The sequence below is a fragment of the Pseudomonadota bacterium genome, from assembly GCA_030859565.1.
Taxonomy (GTDB): Bacteria; Pseudomonadota; Gammaproteobacteria; order JACCXJ01; family JACCXJ01; genus USCg-Taylor.
Genome location: JALZJW010000082.1, coordinates 1 through 17,048 on the forward strand (window position 1 = coordinate 1; position 17,048 = coordinate 17,048).

The 17,048-nt window shown below is 60.0% G+C and carries 17 protein-coding genes and 4 pseudogenes; 5 read left to right on the forward strand and 16 right to left on the reverse strand.

What is annotated here, in order from left to right:
• Positions 1-185: 185 nt before the first annotated feature.
• The 3 genes from M3436_12705 to M3436_12715 form a co-directional block, all read right to left on the reverse strand.
• Complete coding sequence (locus M3436_12705) at positions 186-794, reverse strand: hypothetical protein (GenBank protein ID MDQ3564957.1); 609 nt, start codon at positions 792-794, stop codon at positions 186-188.
• Positions 795-1,223: 429 nt separating this feature from the next.
• Positions 1,224-3,707, reverse strand: a complete 2,484-nt coding sequence (locus tag M3436_12710; GenBank protein MDQ3564958.1) for an ABC transporter permease — start codon at positions 3,705-3,707, stop codon at positions 1,224-1,226.
• Between the two features lie 3 nt (positions 3,708-3,710).
• A complete protein-coding gene (locus tag M3436_12715) occupies positions 3,711-4,439 on the reverse strand; it encodes an ATP-binding cassette domain-containing protein (GenBank protein MDQ3564959.1) in 729 nt (242 codons plus the stop codon).
• On the opposite strand from M3436_12715, the gene M3436_12720 reads away from it, so the two are divergent.
• The 3 genes from M3436_12720 (at position 4,438) to sat (ending at position 6,931) form a co-directional block, all read left to right on the forward strand.
• The gene (locus M3436_12720) at positions 4,438-5,001 is read left to right on the forward strand and encodes an arylesterase (GenBank protein ID MDQ3564960.1); all 564 of its coding nucleotides are present in this window, start codon (positions 4,438-4,440) and stop codon (positions 4,999-5,001) included. The genes M3436_12715 and M3436_12720 overlap by 2 nt on opposite strands.
• A gap of 40 nt (positions 5,002-5,041) precedes the next feature.
• Positions 5,042-5,665, forward strand: a complete 624-nt coding sequence (locus M3436_12725; GenBank protein ID MDQ3564961.1) for an NUDIX hydrolase — start codon at positions 5,042-5,044, stop codon at positions 5,663-5,665.
• A 69-nt stretch (positions 5,666-5,734) separates the two neighbouring features.
• The gene (gene sat / locus M3436_12730) at positions 5,735-6,931 is read left to right on the forward strand and encodes a sulfate adenylyltransferase (protein ID MDQ3564962.1); all 1,197 of its coding nucleotides are present in this window, start codon (positions 5,735-5,737) and stop codon (positions 6,929-6,931) included.
• A 124-nt stretch (positions 6,932-7,055) separates the two neighbouring features.
• Here sat and M3436_12735 read toward each other — a convergent pair whose 3' ends face one another.
• Entirely contained in the window at positions 7,056-7,790 is a 735-nt protein-coding gene (locus M3436_12735; GenBank protein MDQ3564963.1) for a UDP-2,3-diacylglucosamine diphosphatase, read from the reverse strand.
• Positions 7,791-7,864: 74 nt separating this feature from the next.
• On the opposite strand from M3436_12735, the gene gltX reads away from it, so the two are divergent.
• Both gltX and cysS read left to right on the forward strand, forming a co-directional pair.
• On the forward strand, positions 7,865-9,274 hold the full coding sequence (gltX, locus tag M3436_12740) for a glutamate--tRNA ligase (GenBank protein ID MDQ3564964.1): 1,410 nt from the start codon (positions 7,865-7,867) through the stop codon (positions 9,272-9,274).
• 10 nt (positions 9,275-9,284) lie between these two features.
• Entirely contained in the window at positions 9,285-10,715 is a 1,431-nt protein-coding gene (gene cysS, locus M3436_12745; GenBank protein MDQ3564965.1) for a cysteine--tRNA ligase, read from the forward strand.
• A 20-nt stretch (positions 10,716-10,735) separates the two neighbouring features.
• Here cysS and M3436_12750 read toward each other — a convergent pair whose 3' ends face one another.
• From M3436_12750 to M3436_12805, 12 genes and pseudogenes are all read right to left on the reverse strand, one after another.
• On the reverse strand, positions 10,736-11,035 hold the full coding sequence (locus tag M3436_12750; GenBank protein ID MDQ3564966.1) for a hypothetical protein: 300 nt from the start codon (positions 11,033-11,035) through the stop codon (positions 10,736-10,738).
• Positions 11,036-11,180: 145 nt separating this feature from the next.
• Positions 11,181-11,346, reverse strand: a pseudogene (locus M3436_12755) (IS5/IS1182 family transposase).
• Positions 11,347-11,814: 468 nt separating this feature from the next.
• A pseudogene (locus M3436_12760) lies at positions 11,815-12,327 on the reverse strand (SRPBCC family protein).
• Positions 12,284-12,526, reverse strand: a pseudogene (locus tag M3436_12765) (YciI family protein). The pseudogenes M3436_12760 and M3436_12765 overlap by 44 nt, the downstream one beginning before the upstream one ends.
• 252 nt (positions 12,527-12,778) lie before the next feature.
• Positions 12,779-13,501: a DUF899 domain-containing protein gene (locus M3436_12770; protein ID MDQ3564967.1), complete on the reverse strand. Its 723-nt coding sequence runs from the start codon at positions 13,499-13,501 to the stop codon at positions 12,779-12,781.
• A 194-nt stretch (positions 13,502-13,695) separates the two neighbouring features.
• Positions 13,696-13,839 carry a hypothetical protein gene (locus M3436_12775; protein ID MDQ3564968.1) on the reverse strand — a complete coding sequence of 48 codons (144 nt, stop codon included), beginning with the start codon at positions 13,837-13,839 and terminating at the stop codon, positions 13,696-13,698.
• A 37-nt stretch (positions 13,840-13,876) separates the two neighbouring features.
• Positions 13,877-14,247: pseudogene (locus tag M3436_12780) on the reverse strand (YciI family protein).
• A complete protein-coding gene (locus tag M3436_12785) occupies positions 14,244-14,585 on the reverse strand; it encodes a DUF899 domain-containing protein (protein ID MDQ3564969.1) in 342 nt (113 codons plus the stop codon). The pseudogene M3436_12780 and the gene M3436_12785 overlap by 4 nt, the downstream one beginning before the upstream one ends.
• Positions 14,586-14,799: 214 nt before the next feature.
• Positions 14,800-15,153 (reverse strand): DUF1428 domain-containing protein, encoded by a 354-nt coding sequence (locus M3436_12790; GenBank protein ID MDQ3564970.1) that lies wholly within the window; start codon positions 15,151-15,153, stop codon positions 14,800-14,802.
• 30 nt (positions 15,154-15,183) lie between these two features.
• Entirely contained in the window at positions 15,184-15,666 is a 483-nt protein-coding gene (locus M3436_12795; protein MDQ3564971.1) for a VOC family protein, read from the reverse strand.
• An 18-nt stretch (positions 15,667-15,684) separates the two neighbouring features.
• Entirely contained in the window at positions 15,685-16,137 is a 453-nt protein-coding gene (locus M3436_12800; protein ID MDQ3564972.1) for a VOC family protein, read from the reverse strand.
• Entirely contained in the window at positions 16,134-16,766 is a 633-nt protein-coding gene (locus M3436_12805; GenBank protein ID MDQ3564973.1) for a TetR/AcrR family transcriptional regulator, read from the reverse strand. The genes M3436_12800 and M3436_12805 overlap by 4 nt, the downstream gene beginning before the upstream one ends.
• Positions 16,767-17,048: the final 282 nt, after the last annotated feature.

The window sequence follows — 17,048 nt, forward strand, 5'->3', positions numbered from 1 at the left end:
GCGTTATGGGTTGCTGGCTATTGCCATCCCATATTCTGAGGATTCTCGCCTCTTTGTTATAGCTGACTACGGACCTGAGGAACGAAGCGCATCGTTCGAGTGAGAAATCTCTCATAAGGTCAAACGGATTTCATGACGGAATATCGCCGTGCTCATGTTCCAAGCGCAACGTGGTTTCAACAGGCCTACTGTAGTTCACCCTTAGTTGGCTCAAAGAACGCCTTCCCGTGCTTTCTCATAATAGCAACTGCCTTTTCGGGTACGATAAACTCGCAAATTCGAACGTTTGTGAACGCTTCAGCGGCATTAGTCATTAGAAAAGGAAGATCGTGGCGGTCCCGAACCAGATAGATTGACGTGAGACAGGCACGTAGTGCTATTCCCGCCTCGAAGAGCACACTTGAAACAATCTTGCTGGGATAAAGCAGCAGAAAATACTTGCTCTGGAGAATGGCCTTTACGTCTTCCCGTGCAGAAATATCTCCGGGATCGAATTCTTGTTTGCTCTTGATGGTCCGGCCAGCCCAATAGACTTTGAAACGAAGTTCTGATTCAAGATAGTTGACGAGCGGCAGAATACGATCACGGTCTGCTTGAATTTCGGCATCCGTAGTATACGCCGCAAGCGGGGCGGAGATGAATACGTCGTATTCATGTGATCGCCTGAGAGCCTCCGGCGAACTCGAAATCTTCGGGTCCTCTTTCGGCGGACGCCTGCCTACCCGTACCCCGATAAACGCGGCAATGACCGTTGCAGCAGCCCCGATGATTGCAGCCAGTATTTCTATTTCCATGCGTTCTCCTTTGGGCTAACTAGAATTCGACCTCGTTTATACATATAGAAACAGTTTATACTTTTGTAAACTTGTTTATATACATAGTAACCTTAGCGCGAGCCCGTTTATAGATATATCAACCCCGCCTCGCGCCTGGTTGCTCATGACGAATCGGATGATTCGACTATCGAGGTCGAGTTTAATTACCGTCTCGTAAGGGAGCTTTCAAAGCTTTTCTTGCGGTTGCCATTGGCCGCCAGCCGTTTTGACCTTGTCCCTGAGGTCAACCTTGCGATAGCGGATCTTGATGAGTGGGATTAATTACCGACGAACCACGATTTATCCGCTCGTCGCGGGTTTCGCGCGCCGCGCGCCGGGCGTGAAGGAGACCGCGCGGCCGGTCCTGTTTCTCGATGATCACGGCCACTTATGAATCAGCCATCCTACCTAGGACTTCCTCAAGGTCGCGATGGGCGGATCGCGTAGCGAAGAGCGCGTGGCCAGCACGCCCACGACGGCGACAGAGATCCCGCCCGCAATGAGTCCGATCGGCACAAGCCAAGGGTTGAAGCGGTAGTCGAAATCGAATACGGCGACGGCCAAGACATAGGCGACGAGCGTGGCGCCGGCGGCCCCGAGCAGGCCCGCCACCAGGCCCAAGGCGAGAAACTCGGCCGTGAGCCCCTGCACGATCCTTAGGCTGCTCGCGCCGAGGGTCTTCAGTAGCGCGCTCTCGGCCCGGCGCTCATCGTGGGTCGATTGAATGGTGGCGATGAGGACCAGGATGGCCGCAATCACGGTGAACACGAATACTGATTGCATTGACAGGCTGGCGCGGTCGATAATCCCGCGCACATTGTCCATGAGCGCGGCGACGTCGATGATCGTAACGCCGGGGAAGCGTTCGACGATGAGGTGCAGCAAGAGCTTCTCACCCGGCGGCAGATAGAAGCTGGTCATGTAGGTGGCGGGGAGTCGATCGAGCAACCCCGGGGGCGCGACCACGAAAAAATTGGCCGTGAACGACTCCCAATCCACGGTACGCAGGTTGCTCACTCTAGCGCTGACCCGTTGATCGGCAATCTGATAGGTCAGCCGGTCCCCGAGGCGGATCCCGAGATCTTCCGCGATCCCGGTCTCCACCGAGAACTGGTCGGTGGCTGCGGCATGTGCCTCCCACCAGAGGCCGGCGACGATGCGGTTGTCGGCTTTGAGAACCGCGGCCCAAGAAAGATTGAAATTCCGTTGCGCGAGCCGGCGCACGTTCGGATCGCGGTAGTCGCGCGCTCTCACCGGCCGGCCGTTGATGGCGGCGAGTCTCCCGCGCACCATCGGATAGAGCGCGGGTTCAACCTGTCCCTTAGTTTTGAGGAAGTCTTTGAACGCTTCGACTTCGTGGGGTTGAATGTTAACGATGAAGTGGTTGGGCGCTTGGGGTTTGAGGCTGGCGCGCCAATCCGCAACCAGGTCCGACTGCACCAGGGAGAGGAGCAGCATCACCATGATCCCAAGCCCGATGGCGACGATCTGGACCACGCTGCCCCCCGCGCGGCGGGTGATATTCGCGAGCCCAAAGCGCCAGGCGATGCCGACCCGGGTACGCAGCCGCGCCAGAACGCGGACCATCAACCACGCCGCGCCCGCCAGTACGGCGACGGTTCCGAGCGCGCCTCCTAAGACATACAAGGTTAGCGTCACATTGCCCGCCTGCCAAGGCGCGAGCGCGGCCACTGCGAGCGTCGCCGCGCAGTAAACCCCGATGCCCGGCGCTCTCAGACGCCCGAGATCGCGCCGCAGCACTCGCCCCGGCGGTACGTCCTTGAGCGCGATAAGCGGTGGCAGGGCAAACCCGAGGAGCGCGATGAGGCCCGTGAGCCCCGCCGAGACCAACGGCCAGAGCGAGGGTAGAGGCAGCGGCCCCGGGGCGAAGAATGACAGCACCTCGGCGAGCAGCGCTTGGGCGGCATAGCCGAAAGCGCCGCCCGCGAGACTCGCCAGAATACCCAGGATCCCGAGCTCGACGGCGAAGACCCGCAGCACCAAGCCCTGGGTAGCCCCGAGGCAGCGCATCACGGCGGCGCCGTCGAGATGCCGCGTCGCGAAGCGGCGCGCCGACATCGCGATCGCCACGCCGGCGAGGATGACGCTCGTGAGCGCCGCAAGGCTCAGGAACTGCTCAGAACGCTCGAGCGTCGAGCGCAGCTCTCGGCGGGCATCGCGCACCGCGATGAAGCGGGCGCGTTCGCCGAGCAGAGGTTCGGCCCAGTCGCGCCAATCCCGTAGTTGCTGTTTGTCACCCGCGACCAATAGCCGGTAGGTGACGCGGCTGCCGGCCGAGACGAGCCCCGTCGCCGGCACGTCGTCGAGATGCATCATGAGCCGCGGAGCGATATTGAAAAGCTGGCCGCCGCGGTCCGGCTCGAGCGTGAGGATGGCGGCGACGGCAAGCTCGGATTTTCCAATCAAGAGGGTGTCGCCGAGCTTAAGACCGAGGAGCGGCAGCAACGGACCCTCTACCCACACGCTCCCCGCGCCCGGTCCGCTCCCGGCGTGCGATGCGGAACCGGAGGGATCAAGGGCGGTCTCGATCCCGCCGCGCAAGGGATAGGCCGCATCGACGGCCTTGACTTCGACCAGCTTCATTTTGTCTCCCTTCGCGACGACGCTACGAAACACTACGGTGTGACTAGTCGCGAGGCCAATTTCAGCCGCTCGCTGGTTCACCGCGACCGGCAGGGGATAGGGGGATTCGACCGCGAGGTCCGCGGCCAAGAGCGCGCTGGCCTGGATTTCGATCGCCAGCCGCACGCGGTCGATAAAAAATCCCACCGTGGTCACGCTGCCAACGGCGAGGCATAACGCGAGCGTCGCCAAACGCAACTCCCCCGAGCGGGTATCGCGCTTCAATTGCCGCCAGGCGATCCTGAACATGCCCTACACCTCCTCGGATCGCATCAGCCGGCCCATCTCGAGGGTCAAGCGCTGTTCGCAATGATCCGCGAGCGTCTCCTCATGCGTCACCAGAACCAGGGTCGTCCCAGCTTCCTCGCGGAGCGCGAAGAGGAGATTTCCGACTGCCGCGCCAGTCTTGCGGTCGAGATTCCCCGTAGGCTCATCGGCAAAAAGAATGCGCGGCCGCGGTGCGAAGGCGCGTGCGATCGCGACCCGCTGTTGTTCGCCCCCCGACAGTTGGTGCGGGTAATGTCCCAAGCGTTGGCCAAGTCCAACGCGATCGAGCGCCGAGCGCGCGGCGCCGGCGGGATCCCGCTGAAGGGCGAGCTCGAGCGGCAACATCACATTCTCCAAGGCCGTGAGGCTCGGCAGCAAATGAAACGCTTGAAAGACGAAGCCCACGCGATGCGCGCGCCAGCGCGAGCGGCCGTCTTCGTCCAGGGTGTTGAGGTCGGTGCCGTCGAGCACGACACGGCCTTCGGTCGGCGTGTCGAGGCCCGCGAGCAAGCCGAGCAGCGTCGACTTGCCGGACCCCGAAGCGCCGACCACCGCGAGAGTCTCGGAACGCCGCATGGAAAAACTGATATCATCGAGTATGGTAAGAAGCCCTTCGGGGCTCGCGATCTGTTTTGACAGACCTTCGGCCTGAATGATGATGTTGTTCAATAGTGCACCGTGGTTGGCTTTGGCTGCGCTGTATCTGTGGGCCATGGCGGCCCCCGCACAGGCGCCTGCGATTCTCGTTGTGGGTGACAGTTTAAGCGCCGCTTATGGTATCGACGTTGACCAGGGTTGGGTTGCGAAGTTGCAGCAACGCCTAACGGCAGCGGGTCACGCCCACCGGGTAGTGAACGCCAGTATCAGCGGCGAGACCACGGGCGGTGCATTGACCCGGCTCGAGAACCTCTTAACGCAACATACTCCCGCCATCGTTATCATCGAACTCGGCGCCAACGACGGTCTGCGCGGATTAGCGCTCGAGCATCTGCGGGAAAACCTGGCTGCGATCATTGAAACATCGCGCGCGCACGATGCCAAGGTGTTATTGATACCGATGCGCCTGCCGGAGAACTACGGCCAAGCGTTTACCCAGGGGTTCCGCGCCGTGTACGAGGATCTCGCCAAAGAGTACGCATTGCCGTCGACCCCCTTTATACTGCAAGGGTTCGCCGAAAATTTGCGGTTCATGCAAGAAGATGGAATACATCCCAAGCGCGAGGCTCAGGCCTTGATGCTCGATAACATCTGGCCAAGCTTGCAACCGCTGCTGTAATCGATCGACATCGCAATGCAACAATCCCGCTCACCACCCCATGAAGTACTGTAGCAACTGCGGCACCGCCCTCACGCGCAAGATCCCGCTCGGTGATAATCGGCCGCGCTATATGTGTGAAGCCTGCGGTAGTATTCATTACCAGAATCCCAAGGTTGTCGCCGGATGTATCGTTGAATGGGGGAATCAGGTGTTGCTCTGCCGCCGCGCCATCGAACCCCGCTATGGGCTTTGGACGCTTCCGGCGGGCTTTATGGAAAATGACGAGACTTCCCTGGAAGCCGCGATCCGGGAGACGCGCGAAGAAGCCAACGCGCGGGTGGAGGTACTCGGTCTGTTCGCGCTTTTCAATCTCCCCCACGTCAACCAGGTCTACATGATGTTCCGCTCGCGCATGCTCGATCTGGACTTTTTCCCGGGGAGCGAAAGTCTTGAGGTTGAACTCTTCGATGAGCCCGGCGTGCCGTGGGATCGGCTGGCTTTCCCCACCATTTTGCACACGCTCCGTTTCTACTACCAAGACCGGCGCAGCGGCGTTTTCAGATTTCACCTGGGCGACATCGTCAAACACGGAGCCGAGGCTACGTTCGTGCAGCGCCGCCCGGCTCCCGGCGCCGCCGCTGGCGATGATCGGCCGTGCGCAAGCGCCGCCATAGAACGCTGAGCAGCGTTCACGGCGCGGGGGCGGAACCGGCTCGACCGCATTCATACCCATACACCTTCGGAGATCACGATGATAAGACCCCATGGCTCTGAAACCCTGACGCCGTTGTTCGTGTACGATGTAGCGCGCCGTCACAGGCTGCAAGGCGAGGCCGAGGGCATGCCGTCGCTGCTCTTGAGCTCGGCGGCGGCGGCCAACGCCGTCATGCTCGGAGCGGGTTACTTTACGCCCTTGACGGGCTACATGAACGCCGCCGACGCGATGAGTGTCGCGGAACGCATGCATACGGCCGCGGGATTGTTTTGGCCGGTTCCCTGTCTGAATCTCACCCGGGACGTGAGCCCCATCGAAGGCGCGCGGCGCATTGCCCTGCGCGACCCCAATGTCGACGGCCATCCGGTCCTCGCGATCCAAGAGGTCGCCGCCATCGAGGAACTCACGCCGGACCAACAGCGGTTTATCTGCGAGAAGGTATTCCGGACCGTGGATCCCTCGCATCCCGGCGCCGCCACATTCGGCGCGCTCGGCCGCTTTGCCGTCTCGGGCCCCATCGAGGTGCTGAATCTCAGTTATTTTCAGACCGATTTTCCCGATACCTTCCGTACCGCGATCGAGATCCGCAACGAGATTGAGGAACATGGCTGGGAAACCGTGGTGGCGTTCCAGACCCGCAATCCGATGCATCGCGCCCATGAGGAGTTATGCAAGATGGCGCGGGAAGCCGTGGCCGCCGACGGTGTGCTCATCCACATGCTGCTCGGGAAGCTGAAGGACGGCGACATCCCGGCCCCCGTGCGCGATGCCGCTATACGCAAGATGGTGGAGTTGTACTTCCCGGCGAACAGCGTCATGATCACGGGCTACGGTTTCGATATGCTCTATGCGGGACCGCGCGAAGCCGTGCTGCATGCAATCTTCCGCCAGAACGCCGGCTGCTCGCACCTTATTGTCGGACGCGATCACGCCGGTGTCGGCAAGTTCTACGGACCCTTCGACGCGCAAAAGATCTTCGACGATGAGGTTCCCCCGGATGCCCTGCAGATCAAGATCTTCGGCGCCGATAATACCGCCTATTCCAGGAAACTGAAGCGAGTGGTCATGATGCGCGATGCCCCTGACCACACCGAAGCGGACTTCGTGCAGCTCTCCGGGACCAAGGTGCGGGAGATGCTGGCGGCGGGACAAGCCCTACCGCAGGAGTTCGCGCGCCCCGAGGTCGCGGCGATTTTAATGCGCTATTACCAAGCCGAAGCGTCGCGGGATTAATTTTGGAAGCCCCATTGCTAAGGTCCCCGCGTTCCGCGTCACCAGGTAGTCGACCCCGATTTGAAGGCCGGCGGCGGCCTGGACGCGGAAGAGCCTCAAAAACTAACCGCTACGGTTCCGGCATTCAGAGGTTCGTCAAAGCGGCTGCGGCTACCAGCCTAGGTTCCTGGGCGCCATAAACCAGGACAAGATCGCGGTCATACCAATCACCAATTACAATACGGCGGGCGCTCTGGCCTTGGATCTCAAGACGATGAATCGCCGGACGGTGGGTGTGGCCGTGGATAAGCTGGCGCACGCCATAGTCGATCATGGTTTGGGATACCGTTGCCGGGTCGACATCCATGATCACGGCCTCTTTTTGGCGGGTCGCCGCACGGCTGCCCTCCCTCAGGTTACTCGCGATGGCCGCCCGTTCCGCGAGCGGTTTTAGCAAAAACCCTTGTATCCAACGCGGATCGCGCACCTGCTTCCGGAATGCTTGGTAGTCGATATCTTGCGTACACAACGTATCCCCATGCATTAATAAGGTTTTCTCGCCGTAGAGATCCACGATAAACGGGTCGGGGAGCAGTGTGCCGCCGCTGCGGGCCTCGAACTCGGGACCCATGAGAAAATCGCGGTTGCCGTGCATCAGGTACAGCGGCTTTCCTGCCGCGGCGTAGTGCGCGAGCGCTTCTACGACTTGATCATGGGGCGAGGTCGTGTCGTCATCGCCGATCCACGCTTCAAAAAGATCGCCGAGGATATAGAGTGCGTCGGCGTCACGGGCAGGTCCGCTTAAGAGGTGGTAAAACAGCGCTCGCTTTTCCGGGCGCTCGGGGCTGAGATGTAAATCGGAAATGAAGAGCGTCGCCATGATGGTGCCGTGCGAAGAAAACGCCCGTGTCGCTGCTTGGTTAGTATACCTTTTTTCGGGTACCATCCAACGCAATGACCGGGGAAAAGATCACTACCCGCTTTGCGCCAAGCCCCACCGGTCTCTTGCATTTAGGAAACGTGCGCACGGCGCTGTTTAATTGGCTTTTCGCCCGCAAGGTGCAAGGCGCCTTTCTCCTGCGCATCGAGGACACCGATCGGGCACGCGAAAGTGATTCCGCCCTTGACACCCTGATCGAAGATCTGATCTGGTTGGGGCTACAGTGGGATGAGGGTTTCGGCGCTGGCGGGTCCGGGGGGCCTTATCGGCAGTCGGAACGCACGGCCCTCTATGCGCGGTACTACGAGCAACTCCAAGAGCATGGCCTGGCCTATCCCTGTTTTTGCTCGCCCGGCGAGCTGGCGCTCGCACGCAAGGCCCAGCTCGCCGCGGGTCGAGCGCCCCGCTACCCCGGGACCTGCGCCCGCTTGACACCGGAAGCCGTTACGCGGTTTAGGGCGCAAGGGCAGCAGCCCTCGTTGCGGTTTCGGGTGCCGGCGGGCGCGACGATCGACTTCGACGACTCGGTGAGGGGTGCTCAGTCCTTTCGCAACGACGACGTCGGCGATTTCGTGATCCGGCGATCCGACGGCAGCGCCGCGTTCTTTTTTTGTAACGCCATCGATGACGCCTTGATGGGCGTGACCGATGTCGTACGCGGCGAGGACCACTTGAGCAACACGCCGCGGCAGATCCTGATCCTCGATGCCCTGGCACTCCGGATCCCGCGTTATGGCCATATCGCCTTGGTCCTCGATGAGGCCGGCCAGCCCTTATCGAAGCGTGCCGGGAGCCTGCCGGTGCATGCGCTCCGGGAGCGCGGTTATCTTCCGGACGCCATCAACAACGCATTAGCGCGCCTCGGCCACACCTATGAAGATCCGGGTTTCTTGGAGATCGAGGAGCTGATCGGCGGCTTCTCCTTGTCCCGGCTGAGCCGCGCGCCGGCGCGTTTCAGCCCCGCGCAGTTGGATTTTTGGCAGCGCGAAACCCTGCATCGAACGCCCGCGGACGATCTTTGGAATTGGATGGGAGAACCGCTGCGGGATCTCGTTCCCGAGGCGGCTCGACAGATGTTTATCGAGGCGATCCGGGTAAATGTACTCCTGCCCGAGGATGCGCTCGCCTGGGCCAACATTATTTATCGAGGTCCGGCCGAGTTCTCGCAGCCGGCGTCCCAGGCGATCGCTGACGCGAAGCCTGGGTATTTTCGCGCCGCATCGGAAGCCTTGGCGCGTCATCCGGACGACTTTCAGAGGTTTATAGCCACGCTCAAGGCGAATGTCGCGGAGAGCGGAAAACGTTTGTTCCTGCCGCTGCGAGCGGCGCTTACCGGGCGCGTCGATGGGCCGGAGCTGGCGGCACTTTATGGGCTGCTCGGGGCGGAGCGGCTGCGCGCAAGGTTTCAGAGTCATCTACGTTAAAGAAGATCCTGTGCTGGTAATCTATAACACGCTTACCGGCCGGAAGGAGGAATTCCGGCCCCTGGTCCCGGGAAAGGTCGGTATGTACGTCTGCGGGATGACCGTCTACGACTATTGCCATCTGGGCCACGCGCGCATGATAGTGGTATTCGATATCGTTGTGCGATACCTCCGCGCACGGGGATATGAAGTGACTTACGTGCGCAATATCACCGATGTCGACGACAAGATCATCAAACGCGCCCGCGAACAGAATGAACCGATCGATGCCGTTACCACGCGCTTCATCGCGTTCATGAACGAGGACGCGGCCGCCTTGGGCGTCATCAAGCCCGATGTCGAGCCGCGCGCGACCCAACACATCGAGGAGATGTTGCGGATGATCGAGCGCTTACTGGCGCGCGGGCACGCCTACCAGGCCGCCAACGGCGGCATCTACTATGACGTGAGTAGTTTTAAGAGTTACGGCCGACTTTCCGGAAAGCGGGTAGAGGATCTACGCGCCGGTGCGCGGGTGGAAGTCGACGAGGCCAAGGACGATCCCCTGGATTTCGTGCTTTGGAAGCGCGCTAAGGACGGCGAACCGTCGTGGGGATCCCCGTGGGGACCTGGGCGTCCGGGCTGGCATATCGAGTGCTCGGCGATGTCCACCGAGTGTTTAGGCGAGCATTTCGATATTCACGGCGGCGGCCAGGATCTGCAATTTCCCCATCACGAAAACGAAATCGCGCAGTCGGAAGGCGCCACCGGACAGCCCTTCGTCAACGTGTGGATGCATAACGGCTTCGTACGCGTCGATGAGGAGAAAATGTCGAAATCTCTCGGAAATTTCTTCACCGTGCGCGAGGTCTTGGCGAGATATCACCCGGAAGAAGTGCGTTACTTTATTTTATCCAGCCATTATCGAAGTCCCTTGAATTACTCCGAAGAGAACCTCGACCATGCCCGTAACGCGCTGACCCGCTTGTACTTGGCGCTGCGCGAGCTCCCGGTCGCGGAGTACCGCCCCGCCAATCCCTACGAAGAGCGCTTCCGGGCGGCCATGGACGATGATTTCAATACGCGCGAGGCCATAGCCGTGTTATCCGACGTAGTGGGTGATATCAACACGTACCGGCGGGATGCGGCCCCCGCTCAAGCGGCCGATGCCGGGGCGGCGCTGCGTCATTTGGCCGGGGTGATAGGGCTCTTGGGCTCGGATCCCGAGCTTTATTTAAAACGGGGCCCGGCCGGGACGAAGGTGGTTAATGCCTCTTTCGCGATGCCGGTCGCTTTTGGCGCCACACTTGCCGACGAAGACATCGAGCGCTTGTTGGAGCAACGGGCCGCGGCGCGGAACCGCCAGGACTGGGCGGAATCGGATCGGATCCGGGCTTGCCTGGCCGATCGAGGAGTAATTCTGGAGGATAGCGCCACGGGAACCCGGTGGCGGCGGGTGTGATTTCCTACCCATCAGCGCGATCACGGCCCCTTCACTTTGGCCAATGAGGCCGATTCGCCGGTGGTCCAGTTCCGGAAGACGTCGCATCCAGTGCAGGACATTACGCGCATCGGCGAGGAGGTCAAAGAGCCCGGTGCGGTTAAACTCCCCAGTACTCTTCCCACACCCCCGTTGTGGGCCAGATCCAGATCGGCCATCTCTCGTCTGGGGCAGCCACCACCGATGAGCAGGCACGCCGGGAAGGAGGTCCCCACCTCAGGCAGGGTGGGGGTGCCCCAGAGGCGGTCGCCGTTCGAGTCCAGGCATTCTTCTCGTTCCATCCGCTACCTCGCGATCATGAAGCTGCTATCCTAGGGACAGACACCCGGCCGGTAGTGGCGATGAAGCATAACCGAAGAAAACGGTGGGGGGATAGGCAAGCGCGTTCGGCTGCCGCTAGCGTACTCCTGGAGTCAAGGGGAAACACGCCGTCCAGCGTGCGCACGGATCGGTCAGTGAGATGACCTTGAGGGCCGCTCGGGTTATTTTCTTCGAGTGCCGCCAGATACTCCCGGACCGCTCGCGTCGAGCACGTCTCACTCTTCCAGTCGATGAGTTCACCGCCGGGTCGGCCACGCTGGCGGCTCGCATCGATGCCTCCCGCCAGCCTGGCCAGATTCGAGAGCCCCAGGCCCAGAGAAAGCGGTCCATAGGGCGAAACGGCCGGGGTTGACACCGCTTATAAACGTTGAGCTGGTGCCGAAGCATTGCGTTCTCCATCTGTAGTGCTGCGCGAGAACGAAAGCAGGCTGTCAGGAACGCGAGAAAGGTGCGGACAAGGGTAGACATCATGGATAGCGTTAGGGTGTCGAGGATTCGTTGTCACCCCACATCCAAATGCCTTCGCCGAGCTAGATCTGGGGCTTAATTAGCTACATATGGATTTTCGGGAAGCATAGGCCGTCTCGTCGGTAAATTAGGGATTAAATGTGAAGCCGAGTTTGGTAAAGAATTCCACAGACTTGTTGTGGTTCTTCACCGGCAGGTCCACGAAAATTTCAGTGGCCATGTTTTCTCCTTTGGTCTGTCTATGGCCGTCGCTTATGCCTCGGTGAGAGCCTTTCAGGCTAGCAAGACCGGCCTCAAACTCCTTGCCGATCATCTTGCCCATGTTGAAAAAGAGATGCATGACCTTCGCAAGATAGGGCTGGGGACCGTAGATGGCCCAGGTGACGGTTGTGGAGTCTCCCTGGGGCTCCAGCGTGAACTCGGCGGTGTTGTGGGCCTCGAACGGCTCGATGAAGTGCATCGCGAACACCACCTTGTGAGGGGGAGATGATTCCGTGATCTCCATGCGCCCCTTGCCGATCTCCTTGTTGCCGTCCCACTCATACACGGCGCCCTTGCCGCTTGGAGCACCGCTGTGGGTTCTCTTCATCGCGGGGTCTTTTTTCTCCCAGGGCGACCAGACGGCGTGATTGTGCAGGTCGTTGACGAGGGGGAAGATCTTCTCCGGCGGCGCCTTCATGCTCAGCGAGCGCTCGACGCGGAAAGTGTCCGGCTTGGTCGCCGCATAGATGAGAACCGCAGTAGCCGCCAAGTATCTCTTTCGTCTCGATGAAGGGCCCGTCAGTCACCTTGGGCTTGCCACTGGAGAACGAGACGCGCGCGCCCATCGAGAGCGGGTGCAGGCCATCGAGCGAGAGCAGCACGCCGGCCTTCTGTAGGGCTTCGTTGTACTTCATCATCGCTTCAACGGCCTTGGCGTCTGGCATGGTACCCGGCGCCGCCTTCTCGTACCCCTTAGGGATCATCAGCATCATGAATCGCATCGTCATATCTCCATTAAGGTTTGGGATTGCCAGCGGGTTTCCGGATGGACTCTGAAAACCCGTCTCTCTACTTATTAGTCGAACGAGAGCGGCGAAATCGACACTTTCAAGTTCGAGAGGTCTTAGCCGTCCTTGAGTGCCTCGACCCGGATGCGGAGGTAAACCTTGCCCATTTCACCCTCGCCGTCTGTTGACCGACATGACTTGCTTCTCCTGGGTTGGGTTCGACAGGACGATAGGGTGCCGGAGTTCTCAACCGTAGGTGGGCTTCTGGGGCCAGCCCGGCGGCGAGTCCTCGAAGTCCTCCTGCCGGCCGTATGGGGTCCGATCGAGCAGGCTATAAGCGTCGGTAAGTCCTTCGCAGCCTCGCGCAAAGGTCGAGTAGGTGTGGAAGATGTCGTCGTTGACGCGGAAGAAGGCGCTCAGGCCGTGTGACTCACCTGACATGAAATAGGGCTCCTGCGTCCGCTGCTCAAGCTCCGCCTTGTCCCGGTAGTTGTACTCGGGAGGGGCGATGGATTCGTCCAGGGTCACGTGGAAGTCGTAGTTGAAGGGGCTGCCGTAAGACGAAACCCACAGCAGGTTCCAGCCCCTGAGTGCCTTGTATGCTTCGAGCTTGGCCAGCGGCGCACGAGAGATAAGTACGAATGTCGTGTTGCGGGCCCGCAGCATCGACAGATCGCCCAACGCGTCCACAAAGCCCGGGCAGCCTTTGTCCCAGCCCGGGTCGAACATGAAGTGGTACACGATGAGTTGACGGCGGCCCTCGAACAGGTCGAGCAGTCGCACCTTGCCGCTGGCGCGCTCGAATACGTAGTCCTTGTCCAGGCGAACCATCGGCAGCCTGCGACGTTCCGCATTGACTGCGTCCAAGTGACGGGTGTGCTCTTTCTCCTTCGCGAGGAGTTGCCTGCGCGCAGCGAGCCATTCGTCCCGCGACACGATTTTTGGATGTGGAACATTCGTTTCGGTCATGGTGATCTCTCTTTAAGGTTTTTCTGTAGGGTTGTTGCGCTCAGGGGGACTTTCGCCGGTGTCGACCATTCGATAAGTGAGTTCTGGCATGTGCTGAATCTTCCAGCCGAAAATCTTCGCGTAGAAGCTCGATACCTTTTCCGGGTCTTTCGACCACAATTCCCGCGAACAACAGGCTTACGCATCGCGACCTCCTATGTCAGCGTTTCAAGTTGGTTGCGAATGATTTGTTTAGCCCTGACGCTTGTGCGTTTTTTTGCCCTGAACCAGTTCAGGGCGAGCACGGCCCGCCCGCCCGCGGAGGTGCCGCCGGCGGCGATCAGCGCAATGGATGTCATGCAGGCTGGACACATCTAACTTCACCTCCAACTGTGCTTACCCGTAGCGCCTGTCCTGCCTGAGCTCTTCCTCGATCGGCCGCACCTCGATAGTGCCAAGGCGTGCCGACGGCCATCTCGACGCCACCTGGATGGCCTCGTTCAGGTCCCTGGCTTCGACAGGAAGAACCCGCCCAGCTGCTCCTTCGTCTCGGCGAAGGGGCCGTCGGTCACCGACAGCTTGCCGCTTCGAATCTGCAGGGTCGCGGCGGTCCGGGCGCTTTGCAGGGCCTGCGTGACAATCAAGTGACCGCTCTTCCGCAGCGCCTCGACGTAGGCCACGGTCTCGCGCCTGAGGGCGTCCCACTCGCTCCGGGACAGGGCGGTGAGCTTCTTCTCTTCCTCGTAGGCCAGGCACAGGTACTTCATTGCATGCTCCAGATCGGTGGTCGGGTTCGGCCTGCCTTATTGCGGTGTAGAACTCCGCCAATCCAGGCACAGGGCAAGGTGGTTAGCACGAGCGCGACCGAGTACCAGTTCGGGCCAAAGTCCCACATGGCGATTGCGCCGGCCACGATCAGTACGAGCCCTACAACCCCTAAGGCCAACGCGTGATGCATCGGAGCGCGAGGCGCGAACCTTGCGGCGATGTAGCTTCCAACGACGCCGTAGGTGGCTGCCTTTTCTTTGACCAGGAGTTTATCTCGCGCCGATTGCCACTCCGCTTGCGACACGACCTGCGGAAGGTTGTTTTCATGCTTACTCATTGTGCTTTCTCCTTTTGACTGCTACTTGAACTCAGGGAAATCGCCTTCAGTCCGTTTTTCGACCGAATCAGTTTCGTCACCAAGATGGCGGTTACCCCGCCCGTCGAGGTTGCGCCGACGAACATCAGCGCTGCGGTAGTGAGGCATGCAGGACACATGTGCTTCTCCTTTCGCTCATTCGAGCCTGACTTATGGGTGCTTGCTTGGAAGCCTGTCACGCATTGGCTATCATTTCGAAGCCGCCATAGATCAGCCGAGCGGCGTCAAATGGCATCGGATTAGTGTCTGGCTGCAAGCGCGGGTCGGCCATTACCTTCTTCATGCTCGCATCGCGCACTTGACGTGAAGGCCACACGACCCAGGAGAAGACCACTGTTTCGTCCGGTTTGCATTTGACCGCCATTGGAAAAGAAGTCAGCTTGCCGTCGGGCACATCATCGCCCCAACATTCCACCAGTTTCAGTGCGCCGTGCTCTTTGAAGACCGGAGCGGCCGCCTCGGCGTGCTTGCGGTACTTCGCGCGATTGGCCGTAGGCACGGCGCAAACAAATCCATCAACGTAGCTCATGATTTCTCCTTTCGCGTGTTCGGTTTTGGTTTATTGATGGTCGTAGGCTTGCTGCAATCGAGCAACGTCAATCTTGCTCATCGTCATCATGGCTTGCATCACGCGCGCTGACTTGTCGGCATCTGAGTCGTTTAGCATGGTCACGAGTGCGCGCGGCACGATTTGCCAGGACAGTCCAAACTTGTCTTTCAGCCAGCCGCACTGGCCAGCGCTGCCGCCTTCAGACAGGCGTGCCCATAGCGCGTCCACTTCAGCTTGATCCGCACAATCCACACTCAGGGAAATGGCCTCAGTGAACGGAAACTGCGGTCCGGCGTTGAGCGCCTGAAACTGCTGCCCTTCAAGTTCAAAGCGCATGATTAGCACTTTGCCTTTGAGTTCGGGCATCGCATCGCCGTAGCGCGAGACTTCCAGAATCTTGGAGCGCTTGAAAATGCTCAGGTAGTGATTCACAGCCTCTTCGGCATTGAAGTTGAACCAGAGGCAGGGGGTGATTTTTTGCCTGGTGCTCATGATTTCTCCTTTCGTATGTCATTGGGACGATTCAGCCGGAACAATCACCATCCAGCCGACACCGAAGCGGTCGGTGAGCATGCCGAAACGCGGTGACCAGAACGTCTTGGTCAGTGGCATCTGCACCTCGCCACCATCGGCGAGCAACGCGAACACGCGGTCGGCCTCGGCTTCCGTCGGCACAGAGAGCGAGAGCGAGAAGCCGCTGAAGTTCGAACCTTCCTGGCATCCGTCGGAAGCCATAATTGCGGTTCCGCCGATGCGGAAGCAGGTGTGCATGATTTTGTTCTCAAAGCCCGGCTGGAACATGCCGGGCGGAGGTGGTTCTGGGCTGTCCTTGTGCCGCATGAGCATGTCTACCTGTGCGCCCAGCGCTGATCGATAGAATTCGAGCGCCTCTTCGCAGCGTCCGCCGAAGAACAGGTACGGTTGGATGAGTGTGCTTGGTGTAGTGGTTTTGTTAGTGCTCATGATTTCTCCTTTCGGTCGGTGTTACGGGGTTGAGTGAAAAGAACGCCTAAATAGCGCCGCAAATGCGCAAGGCTTTCGCGGGCGACGTCGGGGTTTTGCTTTGCCTTCGCAAAGATGAATGCGCCCTGCAGGACGGACTGAATGAAGTAGCCCACGCTCTCGGCGCTCCACGCGGCATCCGGTGCGTAGCGTTGCTTGGCGGCTTCGATATCCCGCGTCAGCTCGGCAATGTGCGAAGACATGCCCCTATCGCAGGCCGCGCGAATGTCGGGGTGCGTCGCGTAGGTTTCCTGCACCATCGTGCCGAGCAGGCATGTGTATTCGGGCAGCTCGCCGCCTAGGATAGACGCGCGAAAATCCACATAGCCCAGCAGGCGCTCCAATGGGTCTTGCGCTTCGTGATACGGGGCTGCCGCGAACAAGCCTTCCGCCATCGCGGAAAAATGACCTGCTGCGGCAAGCGCCAGCTCGTCCTTGCTTTTGAAGTGATGGAAGAAGCTGCCCTTGGTGACGCCCGCTGCTTGGCAGATGTCGTCTACCGTCGTGGCCGCGTAGCCCTTGGCGCGGATGACGTGCAGCGCCGCGTCGAGCAGCTTGGTCTTCGATTCATGCTGTGCTTGGGTCGCCATACCCGTCTTGTTCGTACCTAGTAGTTGGTATGATACCGACTAGTTGGTATATTGTCAAGCCCTTAGATTAGCGCCTAGCGCTCGCAAAAACGGTAAAGAAACGAAATTCGCCCAAAGTGCGTATCCACTTAGCCCCACCTGGATCTATATGTTGTGGTTAGCTGAATAACCGCCCGTGACGGAAGGCGTTTGGAAGAAACACGGTGGGCGGATTTGCGGTAAGGTGGGAAGACCGCGCCGCCGAAGACCGAAGCGTCAATGGTGTGATCGCATCCGTGGGTT